Raw genomic sequence first — 21,159 nt, 5'->3', positions numbered from 1 at the left:
TTAGAGGTACTTGTAGACGTCGTCGAGCGTCAGCCCGCGGGCGATCATCATCACCTGAACGTGGTACAGGAGCTGTGAGATCTCCTCGGCGGTCTGCTCGTCCGTCTGGAACTCGGCGGCCATCCAGACTTCGGCGGCCTCCTCGACGACCTTCTTGCCGATCGCATGGACGCCCTGCTGGGCGAGCTGCGCGGTACGGGAGGACGAGGGGTCGCCGGTGGCGGCCTTCTGCTGGAGCTCGGCGAAGAGCTCCTCGAATGTCTTCGAAGCCATGATGGGACTCACCTTACGGCGTGCGGGCTGACCGGCGGTAAACGGTCCCGGACCGTGGACAGTCCGTTGGACGTCCACGGTCCGGGTCGGGGCGGTGCGCTCAGAGCGCGGCGCGCAGCACCGCGGCGGTCGCGACGGCGGCGGTGACCGCCTCGTGGCCCTTGTCCTCCGCGGAGCCGGGCAGGCCGGCGCGGTCGAGCGCCTGCTCCTCGTTGTCGCAGGTCAGCACGCCGAAGCCGACCGGGACGCCGGTGTCGACGCTCACCTGGGTGAGGCCGGCGGTGGCCGCCTGGCAGACGTAGTCGAAGTGCGGGGTGCCGCCGCGGATCACCACGCCGAGGGCGACGACCGCGTCGTAGCCGTGGTCGGCGAGGCGCTTGGCGGCGACCGGCAGCTCGAAGGTGCCGGGGACGCGCAGCACGGTCGGCTCGGTGACGCCCAGTTCCTTGAGCGCCCGGTGGGCGCCGTCCAGCAGGCCGTTCATCACAACGTCGTGCCACTGGGCGGCGACGACGGCGACCTTGAGGTCGGCGGCGCCGTCGATGGTCAGCTCGGGGGCTCCGTGGCCGCTCATGCTCGTTCTTCCTGTCCGTCGTCATGGGGTGCGTGGGGTGTGGGGTGTGGTGCGTGGGGCGCGGGGTGGGTTCAGGAGTCGAGGCCGGGCAGGTCGTGGCCCATCCGGTCACGCTTGGTGCGCAGGTAGCGCAGGTTGTGCTCACCCGGCGCGATCTCGACCGCTTCGCGCCCCTTGACCTTGAGGCCGTGCTCGGTGAGCGCGGTGAGCTTCTCCGGGTTGTTGGTGAGCAGGATGAGCGAGCGGACGCCGAGGTCCACCAGCATCTGCGCCGCGATGCTGTAGTCGCGGGCGTCGGCCGGCAGGCCGAGGTCGAGGTTGGCGTCGACGGTGTCGCGCCCCTGCTCCTGGAGTTCGTAGGCGCGCAGCTTGTGGGCCAGGCCGATCCCCCGGCCCTCGTGGCCGCGCAGGTAGAGCACCACGCCGCGGCCGGACTCGGCGACCTTGTGCAGCGAGGCCTCCAACTGGGGGCCGCAGTCGCAGCGCAGCGAGCCGAAGACGTCGCCGGTCAGGCACTCGGAGTGGACCCGGACCACGACGTCCTCGCCCTCGGGCAGCCGGCCGTCGGCGCCGAGGCCGCCGGCCACCAGCGCGATGTGCTCGACGCCGTCGATGGTGCCCTGGTAGCCGACGGCGGTGAACTCGCCGTGTGCGGTGGGCAGGGCGGTCACGGCGGCCCGGTCGACGTGCAGCTCGGTGCGGCGGCGGTAGGCGATCAGGTCCTCGATGGAGATGATCGCGAGGCCGTGCTCGCGGGCGAAGGCGACCAGCTCGGGCAGCCGGGCCATGGTGCCGTCGTCGTTGACCACCTCGGCGATCGCACCGGCCGGCGGCAGCCCGGCGAGCCGGGCCAGGTCGACGGCGGCCTCGGTGTGGCCGGGGCGCACCAGCACGCCGCCCTCGACCGCGCGCAGCGGGAACACGTGCCCGGGGCGGGTGAGGTCGCCGGGCTCGGTGCCGGGCGAGGACAGCAGCCGGACGGTGCGGGCGCGGTCGGCGGCGGAGATGCCGGTGTCGACCCCCTCCCGGGCGTCCACCGAGACGGTGTACGCGGTGCCCTTGCGGTCCTCGTTGACCTGGGTCATCGGCGGCAGCTTGAGCCGGTCCAGTTCCTCGCCGGTCAGCGGGGCGCAGATCACGCCGGAGCTGTAGCGGATGGTGAAAGCCATCAGCTCCGGGGTGGCGGCGGAGGCGGCGAAGACGATGTCGCCCTCGTTCTCGCGGTCCTCGTCGTCGACCACGATCACGGCGCGGCCGAGGGCGATGTCGGCGATCGCGCGCTCGACCGGGTCGAGGACGAGCTCGGGTGCCACCTCGCGGTCGCGGTCGGCGGTGTGGTTCTCGGTCATACCGTGGCTCCCTGCGGGACGTTGGCGGAGTTGACGCGCGGCTCACGGCTGCTCAGCCACCACGAGCGCAGGCCGAGCAGCACCAGGACGAAGTAGATCGAGTAGGTGAGGCCGGAGAAGGGGTAGCCGTTGTTGAAGGCGAGCGGGACGCCGACCACGTCGACGGCGATCCAGGCGAACCAGAACTCCAGCCAGCCACGGGCCTGGGCGACCATCGCGGCCAGCGTGCCGACGAAGATGTAGGCGTCCGACCAGGGGCTCCAGGACAGGCTGGGGTGGGCCGTGAACAGCCAGGCCAGCGCGACGGTGCCGGCCGCGGTGCCGACCACCAGGGCGGCCCGCTCCGGCCAGGTGGCGAAGCGGACGGCGATCGTGCCGGTGTCCCGGCGGCCCCGCCGCCACTGGGCCCAGCCCCAGGCGGCGGTGACGAGCACGATCAGCTGCTTGCCGATCAGGCCGGGGACGTGGCCCCCGAGGTAGGCGGCGATCAGCACGGCGCCGGACAGGAGTTGGAGCGGCCAACTCCAGACCGAGCGGCGCCAGCCGAAGGCCAGCCCGGCCAGGCCGAGCAGGTTGCCGAGCATGTCGGCCCACTTCACGTGCTCGCCGAAGACGGTGAACGCTTCTCCGCTGAGCCAGTTCACTTGGACTCTCCGGCGATCGTCGGGGGAAGGGTGCGGGAGTCGAGCAGTCGCTCGACGTACTTGGCGAGCACGTCCACTTCGAGGTTGACGCTCTCGCCGACGGCCTTGGCGCCGAGCGAGGTCAGCGCGAGGGTCGTGGGGATGAGGCTGACGGTGAAGCTGTCCCGGGCGGCCTCCACCACGGTGAGGCTGACGCCGTCGACCGTGATCGAGCCCTTCTCCACCAGGTAGCGGGAGATGGTGCCGGGCAGCGAGAAGCGCAGCACCTCCCAGCGCAGGTCGCCGGCCGCGTCGCGCTCGCCGGGCTCGCGGCCCAACAGCGTGCCGGTGGCGTCGACATGGCCCTGGACGAGGTGGCCGCCGAGCCGGTCGCCGAGCGCCATGGCGCGCTCCAGGTTGACCCGGGAGCCGGGCTTCAACTCGCCGAGGCTGGAGCGGTGCAGCGTCTCGGCCATCACGTCGGCGCTGAACTCGCCCGTATCGGCCGCCAGTTGGTCCGGGCTGTCGACGACGGTCAGGCAGACGCCGTTGACCGCGATGGAGTCGCCGTGCCGCGCACCCGTACAGACCACCGGGCCGCGCAGGCGGATTCGCGAGGAGTCGCCGATCTCCTCGATCGACACGACCTCGCCGAGCTCTTCGATGATGCCGGTGAACACCCGGGTTCTCCTCGCGCTTGGGGGCGCGGACTCCGGGGCGGCATGGGAGATGACACGGACGGGCAACGGCGCGCGAGCCGACGGCACGACCCGTCGCCGGGATGCCGAGGCCGCCGGGAGATCGCTCGCCCGGCCCGGGAGACACCTCTCCCGCCGTTCACCTGGCCGTGGTCCACCGGGGGACCACGGATACTGCTCTTCGTCCGCCCGCGCACGCCTCCCATCCGGACTTTAACCGTCGGTCCAGGAATTTCACCTGGTCAACCGGCCGCTGGCTGCGGACGGGTCGCGGACTGTAACCGCCGGTTCGGATTTTCACCGACCCCGGAGTGCGCTGAACGTCACTGCTGTTGGGGTCATTCTGCCACGACGCGCGCAAGGCCAGGGAGAGCCTTCCGCTGTGGCCTGTTTCACGCGGATGCGGGGAATGTGCGGCCGGGTGGTAGGTGACGCCCACAACGTGGCGGTCGCCTACGGAGGGTGGCAGGCACGTACGGAGGGTAGTGGGTACGGCCGGAGCGCGGCGGGTGCGGTCAGAGCGTGGCGGGTGCGGCGATCGACGTGAAGTGGGTGACCACCGGCGGGTGCGCGAGGTAGCACAGCTCGCCCTCCGACCAGACCGGCCGGATCCGCCACATCGGCCCCGCGTACCCGCGCAGGGCCGCCTCGTCGCGCCAGCGGCTCACCACGAGCACCCGGTGTCCGTCCTCGGTCACCGAGCGCAGCAGTTCGCCGCCCAGGCAACCGTCGGTCCGCCCGAGCTGCGGGATCACCTGGGTTGTCAGCAGCACACAGAATTCCTCGATGCGACCGGCCAGGACCTGCCCGGCCCAGATCCTCACGATCACGACCACCACCTCCGAGCGGAGCGCCTGGCCCCATTATCAGCGTAAAACCGCTGGTGGGGAGGGGTGGCGGGGAAGCTTTACCGAGGGGTGCACCGCCCGGCGGCCGGGCGCTCCGGGAAGGGGCTCGGCTAGATTTCCGGTATGACCAGCACACCGGAATCTGTCATTGCGTCAACCACCGCTCCGGACATGCCGGGCAGCCTGTTCGCCGCCCTCAGCACAGGGGCGCTGACCGACCAGGCGCAGCTGCGCGAGATCTACGAGCAGCCCGGCGAGCACGCGCGCCGCAAGCAGGTCGACCACCTGCACGAGGTCGCGCGGCGGCTGATCGCCTGCTCCTCGCTGGTGTTCGTGGCGAGCTCGGACGCCGCCGGGCGCTGCGACGTCTCCCCGCGCGGCGGGCCGGCCGGGGTGGTCTCCGTCCTCGACGAGCACACCCTGGCCATCCCGGACGCCACCGGCAACAAGCGGTTGGACACCCTGCACAACATCCTGGAGAACGGCCGGGTCGGGCTGCTCTTCGTGGTCCCGGGCCGGGACACCACGCTGCGGGTCAACGGGCGGGCCTGCATCTCCACCGACCCGGAGCTGCTGCGGCAGCTGACCGCCGTCGGCAAGCCCCCGCGCAGCGCGATCGTGGTGGCCGTCGAGGAGGTGTACGCGCACTGCCCGAAGGCCTTCCTGCGCGGCTCGGCGTGGAAGCCGGAGAACTGGCCGGCCAAGGACGCGCAGCCGACCTCGGCCGAGATCACCCTCTCGCACCTGCGGGACGAGTCGCTGACCGTCGAGATGATCGAGCAGACCGAGCGGGAGGCGCTGCTCTACCGCTACGAGTGACGAACGGTGCGGGCGGGCGTGGCGCGCTCGGTGCTCGGTGCTCGGCGCTCGGCGTGCTCAGGCGGCCTTGGGCACGTCCACCACCGGAGCGTCGCTGGCCGCCCGCTGGACGGCCTCGACGCCCTTGTGGGCGGCCTCCTTGCTGGAGTAGCCCTGGCCGGTGGCGACGATCTCGCCGTTGCCCGCCTTGAGCCGGAACCGGTACTTGCCGCCGGCGTCCTCGTAGACCTCGAACTTGCCCGCCATCGGGCCACCTCCTCGTACGGCGCGCGGCGCGCCTCTGGTCGACCCCCTCCAGCACCGTGCGCCCCCCGACCGGGCGGCCGCACCTGCTCGGCGGCCGGACGGGTGACGCCCCGCAACCGCGCGATCGCGGAAGTGCCGGGGCGGCCGCCGGTGGATTGAATGGACGGATGGACTGCGCCTTCTGTGCGGTGGTGGCGGGCGAGGAGCCCGCGCACCGAGTGCTGGACGACGAGGCGGCGGTGGCCTTCCTGGACCGGCGGCCGCTGTTCCCCGGCCACGTGCTGGTCGTCCCGCGCGCCCACCACCGCACCCTGGCGGACCTGCCGGCCGCCGAGGTGGGGCCGTTCTTCCTCCAGGTGCAGCGGGTGGCCGCCGCGGTGGAGCGCGGACTGGGAGCCGCGGGCAGCTTTGTGGCGGCGAACAACCGGATCAGCCAGTCGGTGCCGCATCTGCACGTCCACGTGGTGCCGCGCAATCCGAAGGACGGGCTGCGCGGCTTCTTCTGGCCGCGGGGGAAGTACCCGGACGAGGCGGGGGCAGCGGAGGTCGCGGCCCGGCTGCGGGCGGCGCTCGGGGGCTGAAGGGGGCGGGTCGGGGGCCGATGGGGCTCGCAGGGGCGCCGGGGGGCGTGCGCACCGCATTTGTGAGCCGGTTTCACCCACTCTCTTGACAGGTATAGAACACTCCGCTTGAGTCGCCTTCACGGCCCCGCACCGGCCCACACCCCGGTCGGCCGCCCCCCTGGCGCACCCCCGCACGGGACCCGGCTCCCCTGCCCCACTCAAGTCCCTGTCACGACGACGTGCGGCCCCCACCGCACAAGGGGTGATGACGTGTCAATGAAACGCCTGCTCGCGCTGCTCTCCGCCGTGGTCACGGCGCTGGCGGTCGCGGTGCTCCTCCCCGCCTCCGCCAGCGCCGCCGCCTGCGGCACGCCGTGGAGCGCGGCCACCGCCTACACCGGCGGCGCGGCCGTCTCGTACAACGGGCACAACTGGAATGCCAAGTGGTGGACCCAGAACGAGCCCCCGAGCACCGGCGGCACCGGGGTCTGGGCCGACCAGGGCTCCTGCGGCGGGTCCACCGACCCGACGCCGACCCCGACGTCCGGCACCTGCAACTACCCCGCCTGGGTCGCCGGCCGCGCCTACGTCGCCGGCGACATCGTCCGGTACACCAACGGCGGCTACTACCGCGCCACCCACGACAACCCGGGCTACGACCCGGTCATCAGCACCTGGTACTGGGAGCCGTACGGCTGCGGCTCGACCCAGCCGCCCAACCCGGGCGGATTCCCGGTCAGCCAGGCCCAGTTCGACCAGATGTTCCCGGGCCGGAGCTCCTTCTACACCTACCAGGGCCTGCTCGACGCGCTCGGCGCCTACCCCGGCTTCGCGGCCACCGGCAGCGACACCGTGCGCCGGCAGGAGGCCGCCGCGTTCCTCGCCAACGTCAGCCACGAGACCGGCGGACTGGTGTACGTGGTCGAGCAGAACACCTCCAACTACCCGCACTACTGCGACACCTCGCAGCCGTACGGGTGCCCGGCCGGGCAGGCCGCGTACTACGGGCGCGGGCCGATCCAGCTGAGCTGGAACTTCAACTACAAGGCCGCCGGCGACGCGCTCGGCATCGACCTGCTGAACAATCCGAACCTGGTGCAGACCGACCCGGCGGTGGCCTGGAAGACCGGCCTCTGGTACTGGAACACCCAGAACGGGCCGGGCACCATGACCGCGCACAACGCCATGGTCAACGGATACGGCTTCGGTGAGACGATCCGCAGCATCAACGGCTCGCTGGAGTGCAACGGCAACAACACCGCCCAGATGCAGCACCGGATCAGCCTGTACCAGAGCTTCGTCCAGATCCTCGGCACCGCCCCCGGGGGCAACCTGAGCTGCTGACGGCTCGCCCCCGCCCCACCACGCGCCCCGCTACGCCCGGACCGGTCATCACACCGTGGTGCCCGTACGCTGCCGAGCGTAGCGGGGCGTACCCATGTGGGGGGCGTCCTCCTGCGGGAGCAGCGGAGGGCGGTTGAAATCGTCGCTCCGGCGGACGACGGGGGTTCGAAGACACGCCCTACGCTCAAGGCATGAACGAACTCGCCGGCCTCGTGCAACAGACCGCCGACCGGCTCGCAGGCCAGCACGTCGGTGCGGTGGTCGCCGGGCTGGCCGGCGGCGCCGTGGAGATCCGCGGCGCCGGGCGGACCGGTCCGGGCGGCGCCGCGCCCGGGCCGCACACCCTGTTCGAAGTCGGTTCCGTCACCAAGGTGTTCACCTCGCTCGTCCTCGCGCGGCTGGTGCTCGCCGACTCCGGCGGGGCCGCCACCGGGCTCGACGAACCGCTCGCCGACGTGCTCGCCGACGTACGGCCCGGCGGTATCGCCGTCCCGGCCAGGGGCGGGCAGCCGATCACCCTGCGGCACCTCGCCACCCACACCTCCGGGCTGCCCCGGCTGCCCCGGGGCCTGCTGGCGACGGCACTGCTCAATCCCAACAAGCCCGATCCGTACGCCCGTTGCAGCAGCGAGTACGTCCTCGCCGGGCTGGCCAGGACGAGACTGCGGGCCAGACCCGGGCGTGGCTTCCGCTACTCCAACCTCGGCGCCGGGCTGCTCGGCCTGGCCCTCGCCCACCGGGCCGGCACCGGCTACGAGGAGCTGGTGGCGCGTGAGATATGCGAGCCGCTGGGGCTGGTGGACACCCACGTGCGCTCGGGCCGGGAGCAGTCCGGGCGGCTGGCGCACGGGCACACCTCCGGCGGGCGGCCCGTGCCGTACTGGGACTTCGCGGACGTCCCCGGTATGGGCGGGCTCCGGTCGACCGCCTCCGACCTGGCGATACTCCTGCGGGCCCAGCTGGCCGCCGACCGCGAGCCGGACGCGCCGCTGGCGCCCGCGATCACCCTCACCCGGGCGACCCGGCACCGGGTCAACCCGTTCGCCTGGATGCACCTGGGGTGGCTCGGCCACCGCCTGCACACCCAGCAGGGCGGCCACCTGCAGATCTGGCACAACGGCGGCACGGGCGGGTTCCGCTCCTTCGTGGCCTTCGATCCGGAGAAGCAGGTGGGGGTGGCGGTGCTGGTCAACACCCGCCGCTCCGCCGATCCGACCGGGACGGCCCTGCTGCGCACGCTGCAGAACGAGTACGCGACGACGAGCTGAGGCGGCGGGTCCGATCGAGCGGCAGGCCGGGTCGAGTGGAGGACCGGGTGCGGCCGTCGGCGGAGTGAGGTGGAGGATGGGGTGAGTTCGTTTCAGGGCCAAGAGGTACGAATTGGCCCTGTTCGAGGGCGCGGCGGTCGGTCGATGCTGAGGATCTGACAGTCGTGGTTCCGGTTGTGGTGTTCGCTCAGCGGGAGGTGGCCGAGGTGGCGGTGGTGTGGCCCTTGTCGCGGGCTCGGTCGGTCGCGGGCGGCGACGGGCGGCTCGGCCGGGCGGTGCGGGTGTACCGGCGGTTCCGGCCGCTGCCGTGGCGGACGCGGGCCTGGCTGGACGCGGCGGCGGCCGCCGTCGCCGGGGCGGCCTGGCTGGCGAGCGGGGAGTGGTGGCCCGCGCCCATGGTGGCCGCGGCGGCGATCACGGCCGCGAGCGGGTACGGGCGGCTGCGGCCGGCACCGGGCCTGCGGGCCGTCCGGGTGCACGAGCGCGGGCTGGTGCTGGTCGGGGCGGACGGCGCGGAGCGGCCCCTGCCGTGGAGTGCGGTGGAGGCCACCGAGTACTCCCCCGGCGGGCGGCACGGGGTGGGCGAGCAGGGCCGGATCTGGCTGGTCGGCGCGGACGAACCGCTGGCACTGGCGCAGCTGCGGCGGCTGGACGAGCTGTTCCGGGAGCTCGACGAGCGGCTCCGCCCGACCCTCCGGGCCGCGCTGCACGAGGCGCTGCGCACGGAGGGCGGCGTCCGGTTCGCCCGGGGGCGGCTGACGCTGACGGCCGGCGGGCTGGTGCACCGGCCGCCGCATCCGCTCGCCGCGACGGAGGCGTTCCGGTGGGCGGAGGTGCAGTCCGCGCGGGCCTCGGATCTCGGGGAGCTGGAGATCCGGACGCACTCGGCCGGCCTGCCGCTCACCCTCCCGGTGCCGAACGCCGGTGCGGCGGCGGCCTTCGTCGAGGAGGTCCGGGCCCGGAGCCTCTGACCGGCGAACGGTCCCGGGGGCTGGACTCCCGGACTCGCTGCTCAGCGGCGAGTTCGGCTCCTCAAAGGACCCCCCCGGTCCGGTCCGGCCGGCGTCCGTCCGGCCGACCCCTAAGGGTCCCCGCCCGCACCTCCCGGAAGGGATCTGTACGCCGCTGAGGGGACGTCAACTTCCGCTCCCCCGACCTACCGTCCCTCACATGAACCGACTTCGCGCCACCGCCGCCGCGGCGGCCCTGCTGCTCACCCTGCCGCTGTCCGTCGCCGCCGCCGTGCCGGCCCTGGCCGCTCCCGCCTCCCCGACGAACGTCTCCGCCCCCGCCGCCGTCCACGTCGACCTGCCGCGCCCGACCGGCCCGTACGCGGTCGGGCAGGAGATCCTGCACCTGGTGGACCAGGACCGCCCGGATCCGTGGGTCCCCTCCGCCGGTCCGCGCCAGCTGATGGTGTCGATGTACTACCCCGCGAAGGCCGGGACGGGCAGCACGGCCCCGTACATGACCCCTGCGGCCGCCCGGATGCTGCTGGACGGGAAGCTCCCGGGCAACACCATCCCGACCGAGGCGGTCACCGGCACCCGGACCTGGGCGAAGTCCGACGCGCGCCCGCAGGGCGGCCACTTCCCGATGGTGGTGCTGTCGCCGGGCTTCACGATGCCGCGGGCCTCGCTGAGCAGCCTCGCCGAGGACCTGACCAGCCGCGGGTACGTCGTCGCGCTGGTCGACCACACCTACGAGAACACCGGGACGACGTTCCCCGACGGGCAGACCCTCCCGTGCCTGCTGTGCAACAAGCTGACGACCCCGGAGTCCTGGGCGGCCGTGGACAACAGCCGGGCGAAGGACGTCTCCTTCGTCCTCGACCAGCTGACCGCCCGCCCCCACCCGGCGTGGCGCTACGCCCGCATGATCGACCGCGACCGGATCGGGATGGCCGGGCACTCGGCCGGCGGCGCCTCGACCGTCCCGTCCCTGCTCACCGACGACCGGATCCGGGCCGGGGTGGACCTGGACGGCACCATGGACGTCACCGTCCCCGCCTCCGGGATCGGCGGCAAGCCCTTCCTGATGATCGGCCACCCGCTGCCCGACGGCGCCGAGGACAGCAGTTGGACGGAGAGCTGGCCGCACCTCGACGGCTGGAAGCGCTGGTTGACCTTCGCCGGCTCCAACCACGGCACCTTCACCGACTTCCCGCTGTTCTTCGAGAAGCTCAACCTGCCCCAGCCTCCCGGCACCACGATGTCGGGCGAGCGGGGCGTGGAGCTCACCCGCTCGTACGTGGCGGCCTTCTTCGACCTCCAGCTGAAGGGCGTGCAGCAGCCGCTCCTCGACGGGCCGACCGCCGCCGATCCGGAGGTGACGTTCCAGCCGTAACCGGGACGTGGTGGGCGCGGCCGTCGGCAGCCTGCCGGCGGCCGCGCCGCCGTCTGTCGCCAGCCGTTCGCCGTTCGCCTTTTGCCGTTCGCCTTTTGCCGACCGCCGACCGCCGACCGCCGACCGCCGACCGCTACGCGGCCGCCGCCGAGGCGATCGGTTCGAGCAGCCGGTGCGGGCGGACCAGGGAGCGGGAGACCGGGTCGTCCCGGTGCGTGCCGCCGCGGGCGGGGTTGGGGCGCATCGCGATCCCGGCCGGCGGGACGGGTGCGCCGCCGCACCGCGGGCAGACGCCGACGACGTCCAGGTCGGTGCCGCAGACGGCGTGCGCGAACAGGTGGTGCGGGCCGCCCGCGGTCGCGTGGCGGCCACCCCAGCGACTCAACTGGTAGAGCGGCCCCCACAGTTCGAGGCCGGTCCCGGTGAGCAGGTAGCCGTGGCGCAGCGGCGCCTGCTGGTACGGCTCCTTGCGCAGCACCCCGGCCGCGACCAGGGCGTTGAGGCGGGCGGTGAGGACGGCGCGGGGGATGCCGAGGTGGGCGAGGAAGTCGTTGAAGCGCTGCACTCCGTAGAAGGCGTCGCGGAGGATCAGCAGGCTCCAGCGTTCGCCGACCACCTCAAGGGCGCGGGCCAGTGCGCAGTCCTGCTGTTCGTAGTCGGTTCCCAGCGCCATGCGGGTCAGCCTAGTCCACCCGGACAGAGGGTTCAATGAACAGACCAATGGTGGTAGCGTGCCGACCGAGACGAAGGTTCATTCACCAGACCTAAGGTCCGCGCTCCGGAGGGAACACCCCATGTCCCCCGCACCACCCGGCTCCTCCCCCGGCTCCTCCCCCGTCACCGTGCCCGTCACCGCGCCCGCCCGGCCCCGCGCCACCCTGGCCGCCACCGCGGCCGCGACCGCGCTGGTCACCGTCGCCTACACCGCCCCCACCGCCTCGCTCGCCGCCACCGCCCAGGCCGCGCACCTCGGGGCCACCGGCCGGACCTGGATCCTCACCGGCACCCTGGTCGGCATCTCCGCCCTGCTGCTCACCGCCGGAAGCGCCGCCGACGACCACGGCCGCAAGCGGGTCTTCACCTTCGGCGTGCTGCTGTTCGCGGCCGCCGAGGCGCTGGCCGCGCTGGCCCCCGGCGGCGCCGTCTACCTGGCCGCCCGGGTGCTGCTCGGCGTCGCCTCGGCCGCCGTCCTGGCACCCGCGCTCGGCCTGATCAGCCACGCCCACCCGCCCGGACCGGGCCGGATCCGGGCCCTCGGGGTCTGGGGCGCCGCCGTCGGCCTCGGCATCGCCGTCGGCCCGGTGTACGGCGCGCTGGTAGGGCAGTGGGCCGGCTGGCGCGCGGTCAGCGGCGGGATCGCGATCGTCTCGGCCGCCGTGGCGGCGTACGCGGCCACCGTCCTCACCGAGTCCCGGGCCGAACGGCCACGCGCCCTCGATCCGTACGGGGTGCTGACGCTGGCCGCCGGGACGTCCTGCCTGATCGCCGGGCTGGCCGAGGGGCGCGGCGGCTGGGGGCGGCCGGTGGTCGTCGCGCTGCTGGCCCTCGGCGTGCTGCTGCTGGCGCTGTTCGGGCTGGTCGAGGCGAAGACCCGGGAGCCGATGCTGGACCTCGCACTGTTCCGCAGCCCCGGCTTCGTCGCCGCCACCGTCGGGGCGCTGTTCACCGGGCTCTCGCTGGTCGGCTTCATGAGCTACCTGCCGACCCTGCTCCAGGGCGTCCTGGGCCTGTCCGGCCTGGCCGCGGGCGGGGTGCTGGCGCTCTGGTCGGGCCTGTCGGTGCTGTCCGCGCTCCAGGCGCGGCGGCTGGCGGCGCACCTGTCGGCCACCGCGCAGGTCGCCGTCGGACTCGCGGTCTGCGGCCTCGGCGAGGCGGGCCTGTACGGGCTGGCGCCCGGCTCCGGCTGGCTGCGGCTGGCGCCGGGTCTGGCGGTGGCGGGCGTCGGCAGCGGGGTGCTCAACGCGGCGCTGGCCCGGCTGGCCGTCAGCAGCGTCCCGGCGCACCGGGCGGCCATGGGCTCGGGTGCCAACAACACCTCCCGGTACCTGGGCTCGGCGCTCGGCGTCGCGGTCACCGTGGCCGTCGCGGGCTCGGCCCGACCGGGCGGCCCCGGCCGGGAGGCCGCCGCCCGCGCCCTGGCGGCGGGCACCGACCGGGCCGTCCTGGTCGCCGCCGCACTGTGCCTCGTCGGCGCGCTGCTCGCCCTGGCCGCCCGCACCGCCGAAGTCCGGGGCGCCGAAGCCCGGCGAGCCCTTCCCGGAGCGCCCGCTGCCGCACCGGTGAGCCCGCTACGGTGAGCGGCCCGCCGGGGCCGCGTGCGAAGATGGCAGGGCTGGTGGGGACGATCTCCGGACGGTTCTCTGGCCATGGTGAACGACAACGAACACCACCAGGGCGAGCCGCAACAGGACGCCCTGCTGATGGTGCCGATCGCGACGGCGCTGATCGAGGCCGACGGCCGGATCCTGCACTGGAGCGGCGACGCGGAGGCACTGCTCGGCTACTCCCCGGGGCAGGCGGTCGGGGCCAGGGCCGCCAAGTTGCTGACCTCCGAGGAGCAGCGGCCCGAGGTGCTGGAGCTGTTCCAGCAGATCCTGAACGGCCGGGCCTGGTCCGGCGTGTTCCCGGTCCGGCACCGGGACGGGCACCTGGTGAACCTGGAGTTCCGCACCCATCCGATCACCGGGCCGGACGGCCGCACGCTGGTGCTGGCCGTCGCCTCCGACGTGACCACGCTGCGCCGGATCCAGGCGGACCTGGCGGTGCTCGACGGCTTCTTCACCCAGTCCCCCGTGGGCATGGGCGTCTTCGACCCCGAGCTGCGGTTCGTCCGGCTGAACGAGGCGCTGGCCCGGGCCAACGGCCTGCCCGTCGAGGAGCAGCTCGGCCACCGGCTCACCGAGGTGCTGCCCGGGATCAACGGCGCCGAGGCCGAGGCAGTGATGCGGCGGGTACTGGAGAGCGGCGAACCGGTGGTGGACACCCGCTCGCACGGCCGCACCCCGGGCGACCCGCAGCGCGACCACGCGTGGTCCGCCTCGTACTTCCGGCTGGAGGAACCCGGCGGCCGGGTGCTCGGCGTGAGTTCCACCGTCATCGACGTCACCGAGCGGTTCCGCGCCGAGGCCCGGGCGGCGCGCGCCCAGGAGCGGCTGGCCCTGCTGGTCGACGCGACCGCCTCCATCGGCACCACGCTCGACCTGCGGCAGACCGCCCGGGAGCTGGCCGACACGATGGTGCCCAGGGTCGCCGACATCAGCGGGGTGTTCGCGCTGGAGGTGCTGGTGGCCGGGCGGAACGTCGAACCGCCCGACCCGGACGCGCCGCAGCTGGTCCGCCGACTGGCCCTGGCCACCACCGACCCGCTGTACCCGGCCGAGTCACTGCCGGTGGAATCGCTGTACGAGCTGACCCCGGACTCGCCGTACGCCCGGGCGCTGGCCACCGGGCGGACGGTGGTGGTGCCGTCCTGGGAGCTGCCGCTGCTGAGCGAGGCCATCACCGAGAGCCACCGCCGGGCCTACCTCGGCGACCGGCCGCGCTCGGTGCGGATCACCCCGCTGGTCGCGCGCGGCACCACGCTCGGCATGGTGGTGTACTCGCGGCGCGGCGACCGGGAGTCGTTCGCCGAGGCCGACATCACCCTCGGCGACGAGCTGGCCTCGCGGGCCGCCGTCGCGATCGACAACGCCCGGCTGTACCTGCGCCAGCACCAGACCGTCCTGGCCCGGCAGCAGGCGCTGCGCGAGGCGAAGGCCGCCCAGGAGCGGCTGGCGCTGGTCAACGTGGCCTCCGCCCGGATCGGCACCACCCTCGATCTCGCCCAGACCGCACAGGAGTTGGCCGAGGTGGCGACGCCCAGGCTGGCCGACTCCGTGGTGGTGGAGGTGCTGGAGGAACTGGTCCGCGGCGAGCGCGAGGCCCGCGCCCCGGAGGACGGTTCGGCGCTGCTGCGGCGGATGGCCTTCCACTCGGTGCCCGGCTCGACATTGCGGCCGGTCGCCCGGCTCGGCGGGGTGCACCGCTTCGCACCCGGCACGCCGTACGCGTGGAGCCTGGCACACCGCAAGCCGGTCCTGGTGCCGCGGATGGACGCGGAGGGGCTGGCCTGGTTCGCCGACGACCCGGTGCGCGCCGCGGCGGTGCGGGAGCAGAACGTCCACTCCTTCATGGTCGTCCCGCTGATCGCGCGCGGCACCGCGGTCGGCGTCGCGGGCTTCTACCGCACCCTGGTGGAGCGCCCGTACGAGGAGGACGACATGGCGCTGGCCGGCGAGTTGGCGGTGCGGGCCGCCGTGTCGATCGACAACGCACTGCTGTTCACCCGCGAGCGGGACGCGGCCGCCGCCCGGCAGCGGGCGCTGGACGCGGCCCGGGCCGCGCAGCAGCGGCTGTCACTGCTCAACGAGGCCAGCACCCGGATCGGCACCACCCTCGATCTGCACCGCACCGCCCAGGAGTTGGTGGAGGTGGTGATCCCGCGCTTCGCCGACTTCGTCACCGTGGACCTGCGCGACGCGGTGCTCGGCGGTGAGGAGCCCGGCCCCGTCCCGGATAACGAGTCGATACTGATGCGGGCGGTGGCGGTCGGCGAAGCGACCCAGGACGGCACCATGACGGCGGCCTCCGACCAGGTCGGCGAGACCTCGCAGTCCGCCCAGTTGTACGCGCAGAGCCTGCGCACCCGGCGCTCGATCCTGGTCTCCGAGGTGACCGAGGAGGAGATGCGCCGGATCGCCGCCTCGCCCGACCGGGTCCAGCCGGGGCTGGCCGCCGGGGTGCACTCGTACCTGATGGTGCCGCTGGTGGCGCGCGGACTCGTACTGGGCGGCGCGGAGTTCGTCCGCACCCGCAACCCGGAGCCGTTCGGCCCGGAGGACCGCTCGCTGGCCGAGGAACTCGCCGCGCGCACCGCCCTCGCGATCGACAACGCCCGGCTCTACCGGCGCGAGCGGGACACCGCGCTCACCCTCCAGCGCAGCCTGCTGCCGCAGGAGATCCACCGCACGCTCGGCCTGGACCTCGCCTACCGCTACCTGCCCAGCAGCGTGGTCAGCGAGGTCGGCGGCGACTGGTTCGACGTCGTGCCGCTCTCCTCGGGGCGGGTCGCGCTGATCGTCGGCGACGTGATGGGCCACGGCATCCGGGCCGCCGCGACGATGGGCCAACTGCGCACCGTCGCCCGAACATTGATCACCCTGGACTTGGACCCGGAGCGCGTCCTGCACCGGCTGGACGAGGCCTCCAGCGCGCTCGGCGAGGGCCAGTTCGCCACCTGCGTCTGCGTGGTGTACGACCCGGTGGACCGCCACTGCACCGCCGCCTGCGCCGGCCACCTGCCGCCCGTCGTCGCCGATCCGCAGGGGCGGGCGCACCTGGTCGAACTGCCGCCCGGCGCACCGCTCGGCGTCGGCGGAGTCCCGTTCGAGAGCGTGGAGTTCACCCTCCCCGAGGAGGCCATCCTGGTGCTCTACACCGACGGGCTGGTCGAGCGCCGGGGCCACGACATCGACGAGGGACTGCAGTTGCTCTGCCGGACGGTCGCCGACCGGCGCCGCTCGCTGGAGCAGACCTGCGACGCCGTCCTGGCCGAACTCACCGGCCCCACCAGCGAGGACGACATCGCCGTCATCATGGCGCAGGTCCGGCCGGTCGGCGCGGACCGGATCGCCAGCCTGCCGCTCACCGGCGACCGCGCGATGGTCGCCCACTCGCGCCGCTTCACCCGCGAGACGCTGGCCGCCTGGGGCCTCGAAGCGCTCGCCGACTGGGCCGAACTGCTCACCAGCGAGCTGATCACCAACGCCCTGGTGCACGCCGGATCCCCCACCCAGCTGCGGCTGTTCTGCAACCGGGCGCTCACCGTCGAGGTCGCCGACCAGGAGAGCGAGACGCCCCGGATCCGGCGCGCCCGCGCCGAGGACGAGGGCGGGCGCGGCATCCACCTGGTCAACGAGCTCGCGCACCGCTGGGGCAGCCGCCGCACCGGGGACGGCAAGGTGGTCTGGTTCGAGCTGGAACTGCCCCCGGGCAGCCCGTCCGAGTGATCCGGCCCGCGACCGGGTGGCGCGGCCTACGACCGGGAGGCACGGCCCGCGGGCTCAGTCCGGCAGGAGCAGGTTCACGTCGCCGAACTCGTGCCAGAGGTAACGGTGCTGGACGGCAGCCCGGTAGCACTCGGCGAGCAGGGGCCGCCCGGCGACGGCGGCCAGCATCAGCAGGTGTGAGGCGCGGGGCTCGTGCCAGCCGGTGAGCAGGCCGTCGACCGCGCGCACCCCGCGCTCCGGGGTGATCACCAACTCCGTCCAGCCGTCCGCCTCCTGGACGGTGCCGTCCGGCGCGGCGGCCGACTCCAGGGCGCGCACCACCGTGGTGCCGACGGCGATCACCCGCCCGCCGCCGGCCCGCACATGGCCGACCAGGCGGGCGGTGGCCGCCGGGACGTGGAACCGCTCGGCGTACGGCGCCTCGCGCGCCTCCGGCGAGGCCACCCCGGTGTGCAGTGTGACCGGCGCGACCAGCACCCCGCGACCCGCCAGCCGGGCCACCACCTCCGCGCTGAACGGCCTTGCGGCGCTGGGCATCTCGCTGCTTCCGGGGACGGCCGCGAAGACCGTCTGGTAGGCCTCGATCGGCCAGTCGCGGTCCACGTAGCCGTACCGGATCGCCTTGCCGTGCGCCTCCAGGTACGGCAACAGCCCGGCTGGAAAGGTGAGTCGGGCGTACCAGAGCCGGGCGGTGAACGGTGCGACCAGCTCGGCCGCGCCGCCGGCGGGCAGCGCCACCCGCAGACCGGGGCGGGCCGGGGAGTCGGCCGGCGGGTAGCAGGCGGCCGCCGACCCCGGCACCACCCGCCGCAACTCCACCAGGTAGGAGCCACGTTGGTCGGGCTGGGCGGAGGAAAGGTGCAGCGCGACCGCCGTACCCTCGGGCAGCCGGCCGGGCAGCGCGGCCGGCAGGGTGGCCGAGTTGTTGACCACCAGCAGGTCACCCGCGCGCAGCACCCCGGGCAGCTCGGTGAAGCGGTGGTGCTCGACGCTCCCCCGGTCGCGCCGGCCGACCAGCATCCGCACGCCGTCCCGCGCCCCGCCGCGCGCCTCCGCCGGTGCCCGGGCGGAGAGTTCGGGCGGCACGGCGACGTCGAGGCCGAGGTCCGCGAGTCCGGTCATCGCCCACCCCGGGCCGCGGCCCTCAGGTCCTCGGCGCGGTAGCGGCCGGAAGGGGCGCGGTCGTGCAGCAGTCCGAGCAGGACCGGCACCACCTCCTCGGGCAGCGGCTCGCCGGAGATGTCCTCACCGGGGCTGGCCTCCTGCAACATCCCGGTGCGCATGCTTCCCGGGTCCACCGCCCACACCCGCAACTCCGGCTCCTCGCGGGCGAGTACGGCGGTGGCGAGGTCGAGCGCCGCCTTGCTGGCGCCGTAGCCGCCCCAGCCGAGATAGGGCACGACGGCGGCGTCCGAACTGATGTTGAGCACGGCCCCGGCGTGGGCGCGCAGCTGCGGCAGGACGAGCTGGGTGAGGGCGATCGGGGCGAGCACGTTGACCTCGAAGGTCTCCAGCAGGTCCGGCAGCGGGAAGTCGGCCAGCCGGGGCAGCGGTTCGGCGCCGGGCGCGGTGGCGCCGTTGAGCGTACCGGCGTTGTTGACCAGCAGGCTCGCGCCGCCGAGCCCGTCGGCGGCCGCGGTCAGGTGGGCGCGGTGGTCGTCGTCGACGATGGAACCGGGGAGGGCGACGACCTTGGTGACGGCGGCCAGGGCCGCCTCGGCGGCGGCGAGTCCGGCCGCGCCGCGGGCGCTGATCACCAGCTGCCAGCCGTCGGCGGCGAGGGCCCGGGCGAGCGCCAGGCCGAGCCCCCGGGAGGCGCCGGTGACCACGGCGACGGGGGCGGGGGCGGTGTGCTGTGCTGCGTTCATGCCCCCACCCTCGCCCCGCAGGGGGCGGCGGCGGATCGGCCACCGGAACCGGGACCCGGTCGTCCGTTGGGCCTACGGCACCTGGGTCGCCGGACCGGGGCCGGCGGCCCAGGCTTGCGGGTCCGTCCAGGCGGCGAGGGTGCGACGGGTGTCGAAGCGGTGCTCCCGGCCGGTCAGCGGGTCGGTGAACTCGACGACCGAGGCGAGGAGTTGGAGCGGGCGGCGGAAGTCGTCCGGGGCCGGTTCGGGCAGCACCACCGGATACACCGGGTCGCCGAGGATCGGCACGCCGAGGCCGCACATGTGCAGCCGCAGCTGGTGGGTGCGCCCGCTCAGCGGCCGCAGCCGGTAGCGGGCCAGGCCGTCGCGGCGTTCCAGCAGGTCGATCCGGCTCTCGCTGTTCGGCGGCGCGTCGAGCTCCCGGGCCGCGATCACCCCGCGCTCCTTGAGGATGTGGCTGCGCACGGTGCGCGGCAGGTCCAGCGCCGGGTCGTACGGGGCGATCGCCTGGTACTCCTTGCGCACCAGCCGGTCGCTGAACAGCGTCTGGTAGGCACCGCGCTCCTCGGGCCGCACCACGAACATGGCCAGGCCCGCGGTGAGCCGGTCGAGCCGGTGCGCGGGGCTGAGGGCGGGCAGGTCGAGACTGTGCCGCAGCCGGGACAGCGCCGTCTCGACGACGTGCCGGCCGCGCGGGGTGGTGGCCAGGAAGTGCGGCTTGTCGACGACGACCAGGTGTTCGTCGCGGTGCAGCACCTCCAGTTCGAACGGGACGTGGACCTCCTCGGGGAGGTCCCGGTAGAACCACAGGTGCGCACCGGGCCCGAACGGCTCGTCCGGGGCGACCGGGCCGTGCTCGCCGACGATCTCGCGGCCGCTCAACGCCGCGTCGATCCGCGCGGCGGCCACGGCCGGCAGCCGCTCGACCAGGTAGGCGCGGACGGTCGGCCAGGGGCCCTCGGGCGGCAGCCGCAGGTGCACCGGGTCCACACCGTGGCGCTGCGGGAGGGGGGAGGCCGGGCGGCGGCTCTTGCGTCTCATCTCCCGGCCAGCGTAGTCCGCCCGCTGGGGCGGCCTCGGCCGAGGTCCCCGAGGTGCCGCTCACGGGGAGTGCGGAGCACAGTGGACGGTAGGTCGCCAATCCGCCGGGAGCAGCCGGGAGGACGTGTGAGCGCAGACGGCCCGGGCGGTGTGCCGCCGCTGCACCTGCCGCGGCGCACCCGGATGCTGCTGGTCGGCGCCTTCGGGCTGCTGGTCGCCGCCGTGGTGGCCGACCTGGTGACCGGGCCGGGGACGACCCTCTCCCCCGTACTGGCCGTCGCGCCGGTCCTGGCCGGGGCGACCACCCGCAGCGCCCGGGTGCCGCTGGCCGCCGGGGGCATCGCCGTCGTGGCGGTCGGGCTGCTGGAGACCACCAACACCGAACTGCCGGCCGAGGTGCACATCACCGCGCTGATCACGGTGCTCGCGGCGACCCTGGCCAGCGCCGCCAACGTCGTCCTGGTCTCGGCCCGGGAGCGGGAGCTGTTCCACGTCCGGACGGTCGCCGAGGCGGCGCAGCGGGCCCTGCTGCGCCCGCCGCCGGAACGGATCGGGCGGCTGCGCACCGCGGTGCGCTACGTCGCGGCGGCGGCCGAGGCACGCATCGGCGGGGACCTGTACGCGGTGGTCGACACCCGCTACGGCGCCCGGATCCTGCTCGGGGACGTGCAGGGGCACGGGCTGCCGGCGGTGGAGACGGCGGCGGACGTGCTGGGGGTGTTCCGCGAGGCGGCCCGGACGGAGCCCGATCTCGGGCGGCTGGCCGAGCGGCTGGACGCGGCGCTCGCCGCCCGACCGGGCGAGGGGCGCTTCGCCACCGCGCTGCTGCTGACCGTGCCCGCGGAGCGGGGGCCGGTCGGCGTGGTCAACTGCGGGCACCCGCCCCCGCTGCTGCGCCGCGCGGGCCGGGTGCACGCGCTGACGCCGCCGTACGCCGCGCCGCCGCTCGGGCTGCTGGGGCTGACCAGTGACGGCTATCCGACGGGCCGCTTCGAGCCGCTGCCGGGGGACCTGCTGCTCCTGTACACCGACGGCATCACCGAGGCCCGCAACGCCGAGGGGCGGTTCTACCCGCTGGAGGAGCGGCTGCCGGAGCTGCCCGCGGGGAGCCCGGCGGACCTGCTGGAGGACCTGCTCGCGGACGTCGACGGCTGGGTCGGCGACGCCGGGCTGACGGACGACGCGGCGCTGCTGGCGCTCCGCTGGGAGCACTGACGAGCGGACGGGCGGGCGGGTCGGCAGGTCGGCGGGA

The 21,159-nt window shown here is 74.3% G+C and carries 20 protein-coding genes and 1 riboswitch; of the genes, 9 read left to right on the top strand and 11 right to left on the bottom strand.

The annotated features are described in order from the left end of the window. The 6 genes from ACFWPI_RS05295 to ACFWPI_RS05270 form a co-directional block, all read right to left on the bottom strand. Positions 1-273 carry a phosphoribosyl-ATP diphosphatase gene (locus tag ACFWPI_RS05295; RefSeq protein ID WP_063346472.1) on the bottom strand — a complete coding sequence of 91 codons (273 nt, stop codon included), beginning with the start codon at positions 271-273 and terminating at the stop codon, positions 1-3. A 100-nt stretch (positions 274-373) separates the two neighbouring features. Continuing rightward, positions 374-847 carry a 6,7-dimethyl-8-ribityllumazine synthase gene (gene ribH, locus ACFWPI_RS05290; protein ID WP_063346473.1) on the bottom strand — a complete coding sequence of 158 codons (474 nt, stop codon included), beginning with the start codon at positions 845-847 and terminating at the stop codon, positions 374-376. Between the two features lie 71 nt (positions 848-918). Then, a complete protein-coding gene (locus ACFWPI_RS05285; RefSeq protein ID WP_380376527.1) occupies positions 919-2,196 on the bottom strand; it encodes a bifunctional 3,4-dihydroxy-2-butanone-4-phosphate synthase/GTP cyclohydrolase II in 1,278 nt (425 codons plus the stop codon). Next, positions 2,193-2,780 carry a nicotinamide riboside transporter PnuC gene (locus ACFWPI_RS05280; protein WP_380376590.1) on the bottom strand — a complete coding sequence of 196 codons (588 nt, stop codon included), beginning with the start codon at positions 2,778-2,780 and terminating at the stop codon, positions 2,193-2,195. The genes ACFWPI_RS05285 and ACFWPI_RS05280 overlap by 4 nt, the downstream gene beginning before the upstream one ends. Before the next feature lie 56 nt (positions 2,781-2,836). After that, positions 2,837-3,499, bottom strand: coding sequence for a riboflavin synthase (locus tag ACFWPI_RS05275; RefSeq protein WP_063346476.1), 663 nt, complete (start codon positions 3,497-3,499; stop codon positions 2,837-2,839). Positions 3,500-3,707: 208 nt separating this feature from the next. Further along, a riboswitch (FMN riboswitch) is annotated at positions 3,708-3,835 on the bottom strand. A 197-nt stretch (positions 3,836-4,032) separates the two neighbouring features. After that, on the bottom strand, positions 4,033-4,347 hold the full coding sequence (locus ACFWPI_RS05270; RefSeq protein WP_159398348.1) for an antibiotic biosynthesis monooxygenase: 315 nt from the start codon (positions 4,345-4,347) through the stop codon (positions 4,033-4,035). 141 nt (positions 4,348-4,488) lie between these two features. Between ACFWPI_RS05270 and ACFWPI_RS05265 the strand changes: the two genes are divergently transcribed. Further along, positions 4,489-5,184 carry an MSMEG_1061 family FMN-dependent PPOX-type flavoprotein gene (locus tag ACFWPI_RS05265; RefSeq protein WP_380343448.1) on the top strand — a complete coding sequence of 232 codons (696 nt, stop codon included), beginning with the start codon at positions 4,489-4,491 and terminating at the stop codon, positions 5,182-5,184. Between the two features lie 57 nt (positions 5,185-5,241). On the opposite strand, the gene ACFWPI_RS05260 is transcribed toward ACFWPI_RS05265, so the two are convergent. Beyond that, a complete protein-coding gene (locus ACFWPI_RS05260; RefSeq protein ID WP_063346479.1) occupies positions 5,242-5,430 on the bottom strand; it encodes a DUF1508 domain-containing protein in 189 nt (62 codons plus the stop codon). Positions 5,431-5,597: 167 nt separating this feature from the next. Here ACFWPI_RS05260 and ACFWPI_RS05255 point away from each other — a divergent pair, with 167 nt between their 5' ends. From ACFWPI_RS05255 to ACFWPI_RS05235, 5 genes are all read left to right on the top strand, one after another. Beyond that, positions 5,598-6,011 (top strand): HIT family protein, encoded by a 414-nt coding sequence (locus ACFWPI_RS05255; protein ID WP_380376532.1) that lies wholly within the window; start codon positions 5,598-5,600, stop codon positions 6,009-6,011. Positions 6,012-6,269: 258 nt separating this feature from the next. Further along, a complete protein-coding gene (locus tag ACFWPI_RS05250; protein WP_380376593.1) occupies positions 6,270-7,337 on the top strand; it encodes a glycoside hydrolase family 19 protein in 1,068 nt (355 codons plus the stop codon). Positions 7,338-7,528: 191 nt separating this feature from the next. Continuing rightward, complete coding sequence (locus ACFWPI_RS05245; RefSeq protein ID WP_380376534.1) at positions 7,529-8,605, top strand: serine hydrolase domain-containing protein; 1,077 nt, start codon at positions 7,529-7,531, stop codon at positions 8,603-8,605. A gap of 164 nt (positions 8,606-8,769) precedes the next feature. Continuing rightward, on the top strand, positions 8,770-9,576 hold the full coding sequence (locus ACFWPI_RS05240) for a hypothetical protein (protein ID WP_380376537.1): 807 nt from the start codon (positions 8,770-8,772) through the stop codon (positions 9,574-9,576). Between the two features lie 199 nt (positions 9,577-9,775). Then, entirely contained in the window at positions 9,776-10,951 is a 1,176-nt protein-coding gene (locus ACFWPI_RS05235; protein WP_380376540.1) for an alpha/beta hydrolase family protein, read from the top strand. A gap of 133 nt (positions 10,952-11,084) precedes the next feature. On the opposite strand, the gene ACFWPI_RS05230 is transcribed toward ACFWPI_RS05235, so the two are convergent. Further along, the gene (locus ACFWPI_RS05230) at positions 11,085-11,624 is read right to left on the bottom strand and encodes a winged helix-turn-helix transcriptional regulator (protein WP_380376542.1); all 540 of its coding nucleotides are present in this window, start codon (positions 11,622-11,624) and stop codon (positions 11,085-11,087) included. Positions 11,625-11,745: 121 nt separating this feature from the next. On the opposite strand from ACFWPI_RS05230, the gene ACFWPI_RS05225 reads away from it, so the two are divergent. Further along, on the top strand, positions 11,746-13,248 hold the full coding sequence (locus ACFWPI_RS05225; RefSeq protein WP_380376545.1) for an MFS transporter: 1,503 nt from the start codon (positions 11,746-11,748) through the stop codon (positions 13,246-13,248). A gap of 69 nt (positions 13,249-13,317) precedes the next feature. Next, the gene (locus ACFWPI_RS05220; RefSeq protein ID WP_380376547.1) at positions 13,318-16,998 is read left to right on the top strand and encodes a SpoIIE family protein phosphatase; all 3,681 of its coding nucleotides are present in this window, start codon (positions 13,318-13,320) and stop codon (positions 16,996-16,998) included. A gap of 54 nt (positions 16,999-17,052) precedes the next feature. Here ACFWPI_RS05220 and ACFWPI_RS05215 read toward each other — a convergent pair whose 3' ends face one another. The 3 genes from ACFWPI_RS05215 to ACFWPI_RS05205 form a co-directional block, all read right to left on the bottom strand. Continuing rightward, a complete protein-coding gene (locus tag ACFWPI_RS05215; RefSeq protein ID WP_380376549.1) occupies positions 17,053-18,120 on the bottom strand; it encodes an S-adenosylmethionine:tRNA ribosyltransferase-isomerase in 1,068 nt (355 codons plus the stop codon). Continuing rightward, positions 18,117-18,866: an SDR family NAD(P)-dependent oxidoreductase gene (locus ACFWPI_RS05210; RefSeq protein WP_380376551.1), complete on the bottom strand. Its 750-nt coding sequence runs from the start codon at positions 18,864-18,866 to the stop codon at positions 18,117-18,119. The genes ACFWPI_RS05215 and ACFWPI_RS05210 overlap by 4 nt, the downstream gene beginning before the upstream one ends. 72 nt (positions 18,867-18,938) lie before the next feature. Further along, complete coding sequence (locus tag ACFWPI_RS05205) at positions 18,939-19,907, bottom strand: pseudouridine synthase (protein ID WP_380376553.1); 969 nt, start codon at positions 19,905-19,907, stop codon at positions 18,939-18,941. A gap of 126 nt (positions 19,908-20,033) precedes the next feature. Between ACFWPI_RS05205 and ACFWPI_RS05200 the strand changes: the two genes are divergently transcribed. Beyond that, positions 20,034-21,122 (top strand): PP2C family protein-serine/threonine phosphatase, encoded by a 1,089-nt coding sequence (locus ACFWPI_RS05200; RefSeq protein WP_380376556.1) that lies wholly within the window; start codon positions 20,034-20,036, stop codon positions 21,120-21,122. Positions 21,123-21,159: the final 37 nt, after the last annotated feature.

It is taken from the genome of Kitasatospora sp. NPDC058492, assembly GCF_042720685.1.
In the GTDB taxonomy this organism is placed as follows: domain Bacteria; phylum Actinomycetota; class Actinomycetes; order Streptomycetales; family Streptomycetaceae; genus Kitasatospora.
Note: the sequence above shows the minus strand (reverse complement) of the source record. Positions and strands in the feature narration are given on the sequence as shown.

Bases quoted from the DNA above. Each gene is read 5' to 3' on its own strand.
- ACFWPI_RS05265 (WP_380343448.1), top strand. From the start codon at position 4,489: ATGACCAGCACACCGGAATCTGTCATTGCGTCAACCACCGCTCCGGAC.
- ACFWPI_RS05220 (WP_380376547.1), top strand. From the start codon at position 13,318: ATGGTGAACGACAACGAACACCACCAGGGCGAGCCGCAACAGGACGCC.
- ACFWPI_RS05205 (WP_380376553.1), bottom strand. From the start codon at position 19,907: ATGAGACGCAAGAGCCGCCGCCCGGCCTCCCCCCTCCCGCAGCGCCAC.
- ACFWPI_RS05295 (WP_063346472.1), bottom strand. From the start codon at position 273: ATGGCTTCGAAGACATTCGAGGAGCTCTTCGCCGAGCTCCAGCAGAAG.
- ACFWPI_RS05245 (WP_380376534.1), top strand. From the start codon at position 7,529: ATGAACGAACTCGCCGGCCTCGTGCAACAGACCGCCGACCGGCTCGCA.
- ribH (WP_063346473.1), bottom strand. From the start codon at position 847: ATGAGCGGCCACGGAGCCCCCGAGCTGACCATCGACGGCGCCGCCGAC.
- ACFWPI_RS05215 (WP_380376549.1), bottom strand. From the start codon at position 18,120: ATGACCGGACTCGCGGACCTCGGCCTCGACGTCGCCGTGCCGCCCGAA.
- ACFWPI_RS05280 (WP_380376590.1), bottom strand. From the start codon at position 2,780: ATGCTCGGCAACCTGCTCGGCCTGGCCGGGCTGGCCTTCGGCTGGCGC.
- ACFWPI_RS05210 (WP_380376551.1), bottom strand. From the start codon at position 18,866: ATGAACGCAGCACAGCACACCGCCCCCGCCCCCGTCGCCGTGGTCACC.
- ACFWPI_RS05250 (WP_380376593.1), top strand. From the start codon at position 6,270: ATGAAACGCCTGCTCGCGCTGCTCTCCGCCGTGGTCACGGCGCTGGCG.
- ACFWPI_RS05260 (WP_063346479.1), bottom strand. From the start codon at position 5,430: ATGGCGGGCAAGTTCGAGGTCTACGAGGACGCCGGCGGCAAGTACCGG.
- ACFWPI_RS05235 (WP_380376540.1), top strand. From the start codon at position 9,776: ATGAACCGACTTCGCGCCACCGCCGCCGCGGCGGCCCTGCTGCTCACC.
- ACFWPI_RS05285 (WP_380376527.1), bottom strand. From the start codon at position 2,196: ATGACCGAGAACCACACCGCCGACCGCGACCGCGAGGTGGCACCCGAG.
- ACFWPI_RS05225 (WP_380376545.1), top strand. From the start codon at position 11,746: ATGTCCCCCGCACCACCCGGCTCCTCCCCCGGCTCCTCCCCCGTCACC.
- ACFWPI_RS05230 (WP_380376542.1), bottom strand. From the start codon at position 11,624: ATGGCGCTGGGAACCGACTACGAACAGCAGGACTGCGCACTGGCCCGC.
- ACFWPI_RS05255 (WP_380376532.1), top strand. From the start codon at position 5,598: ATGGACTGCGCCTTCTGTGCGGTGGTGGCGGGCGAGGAGCCCGCGCAC.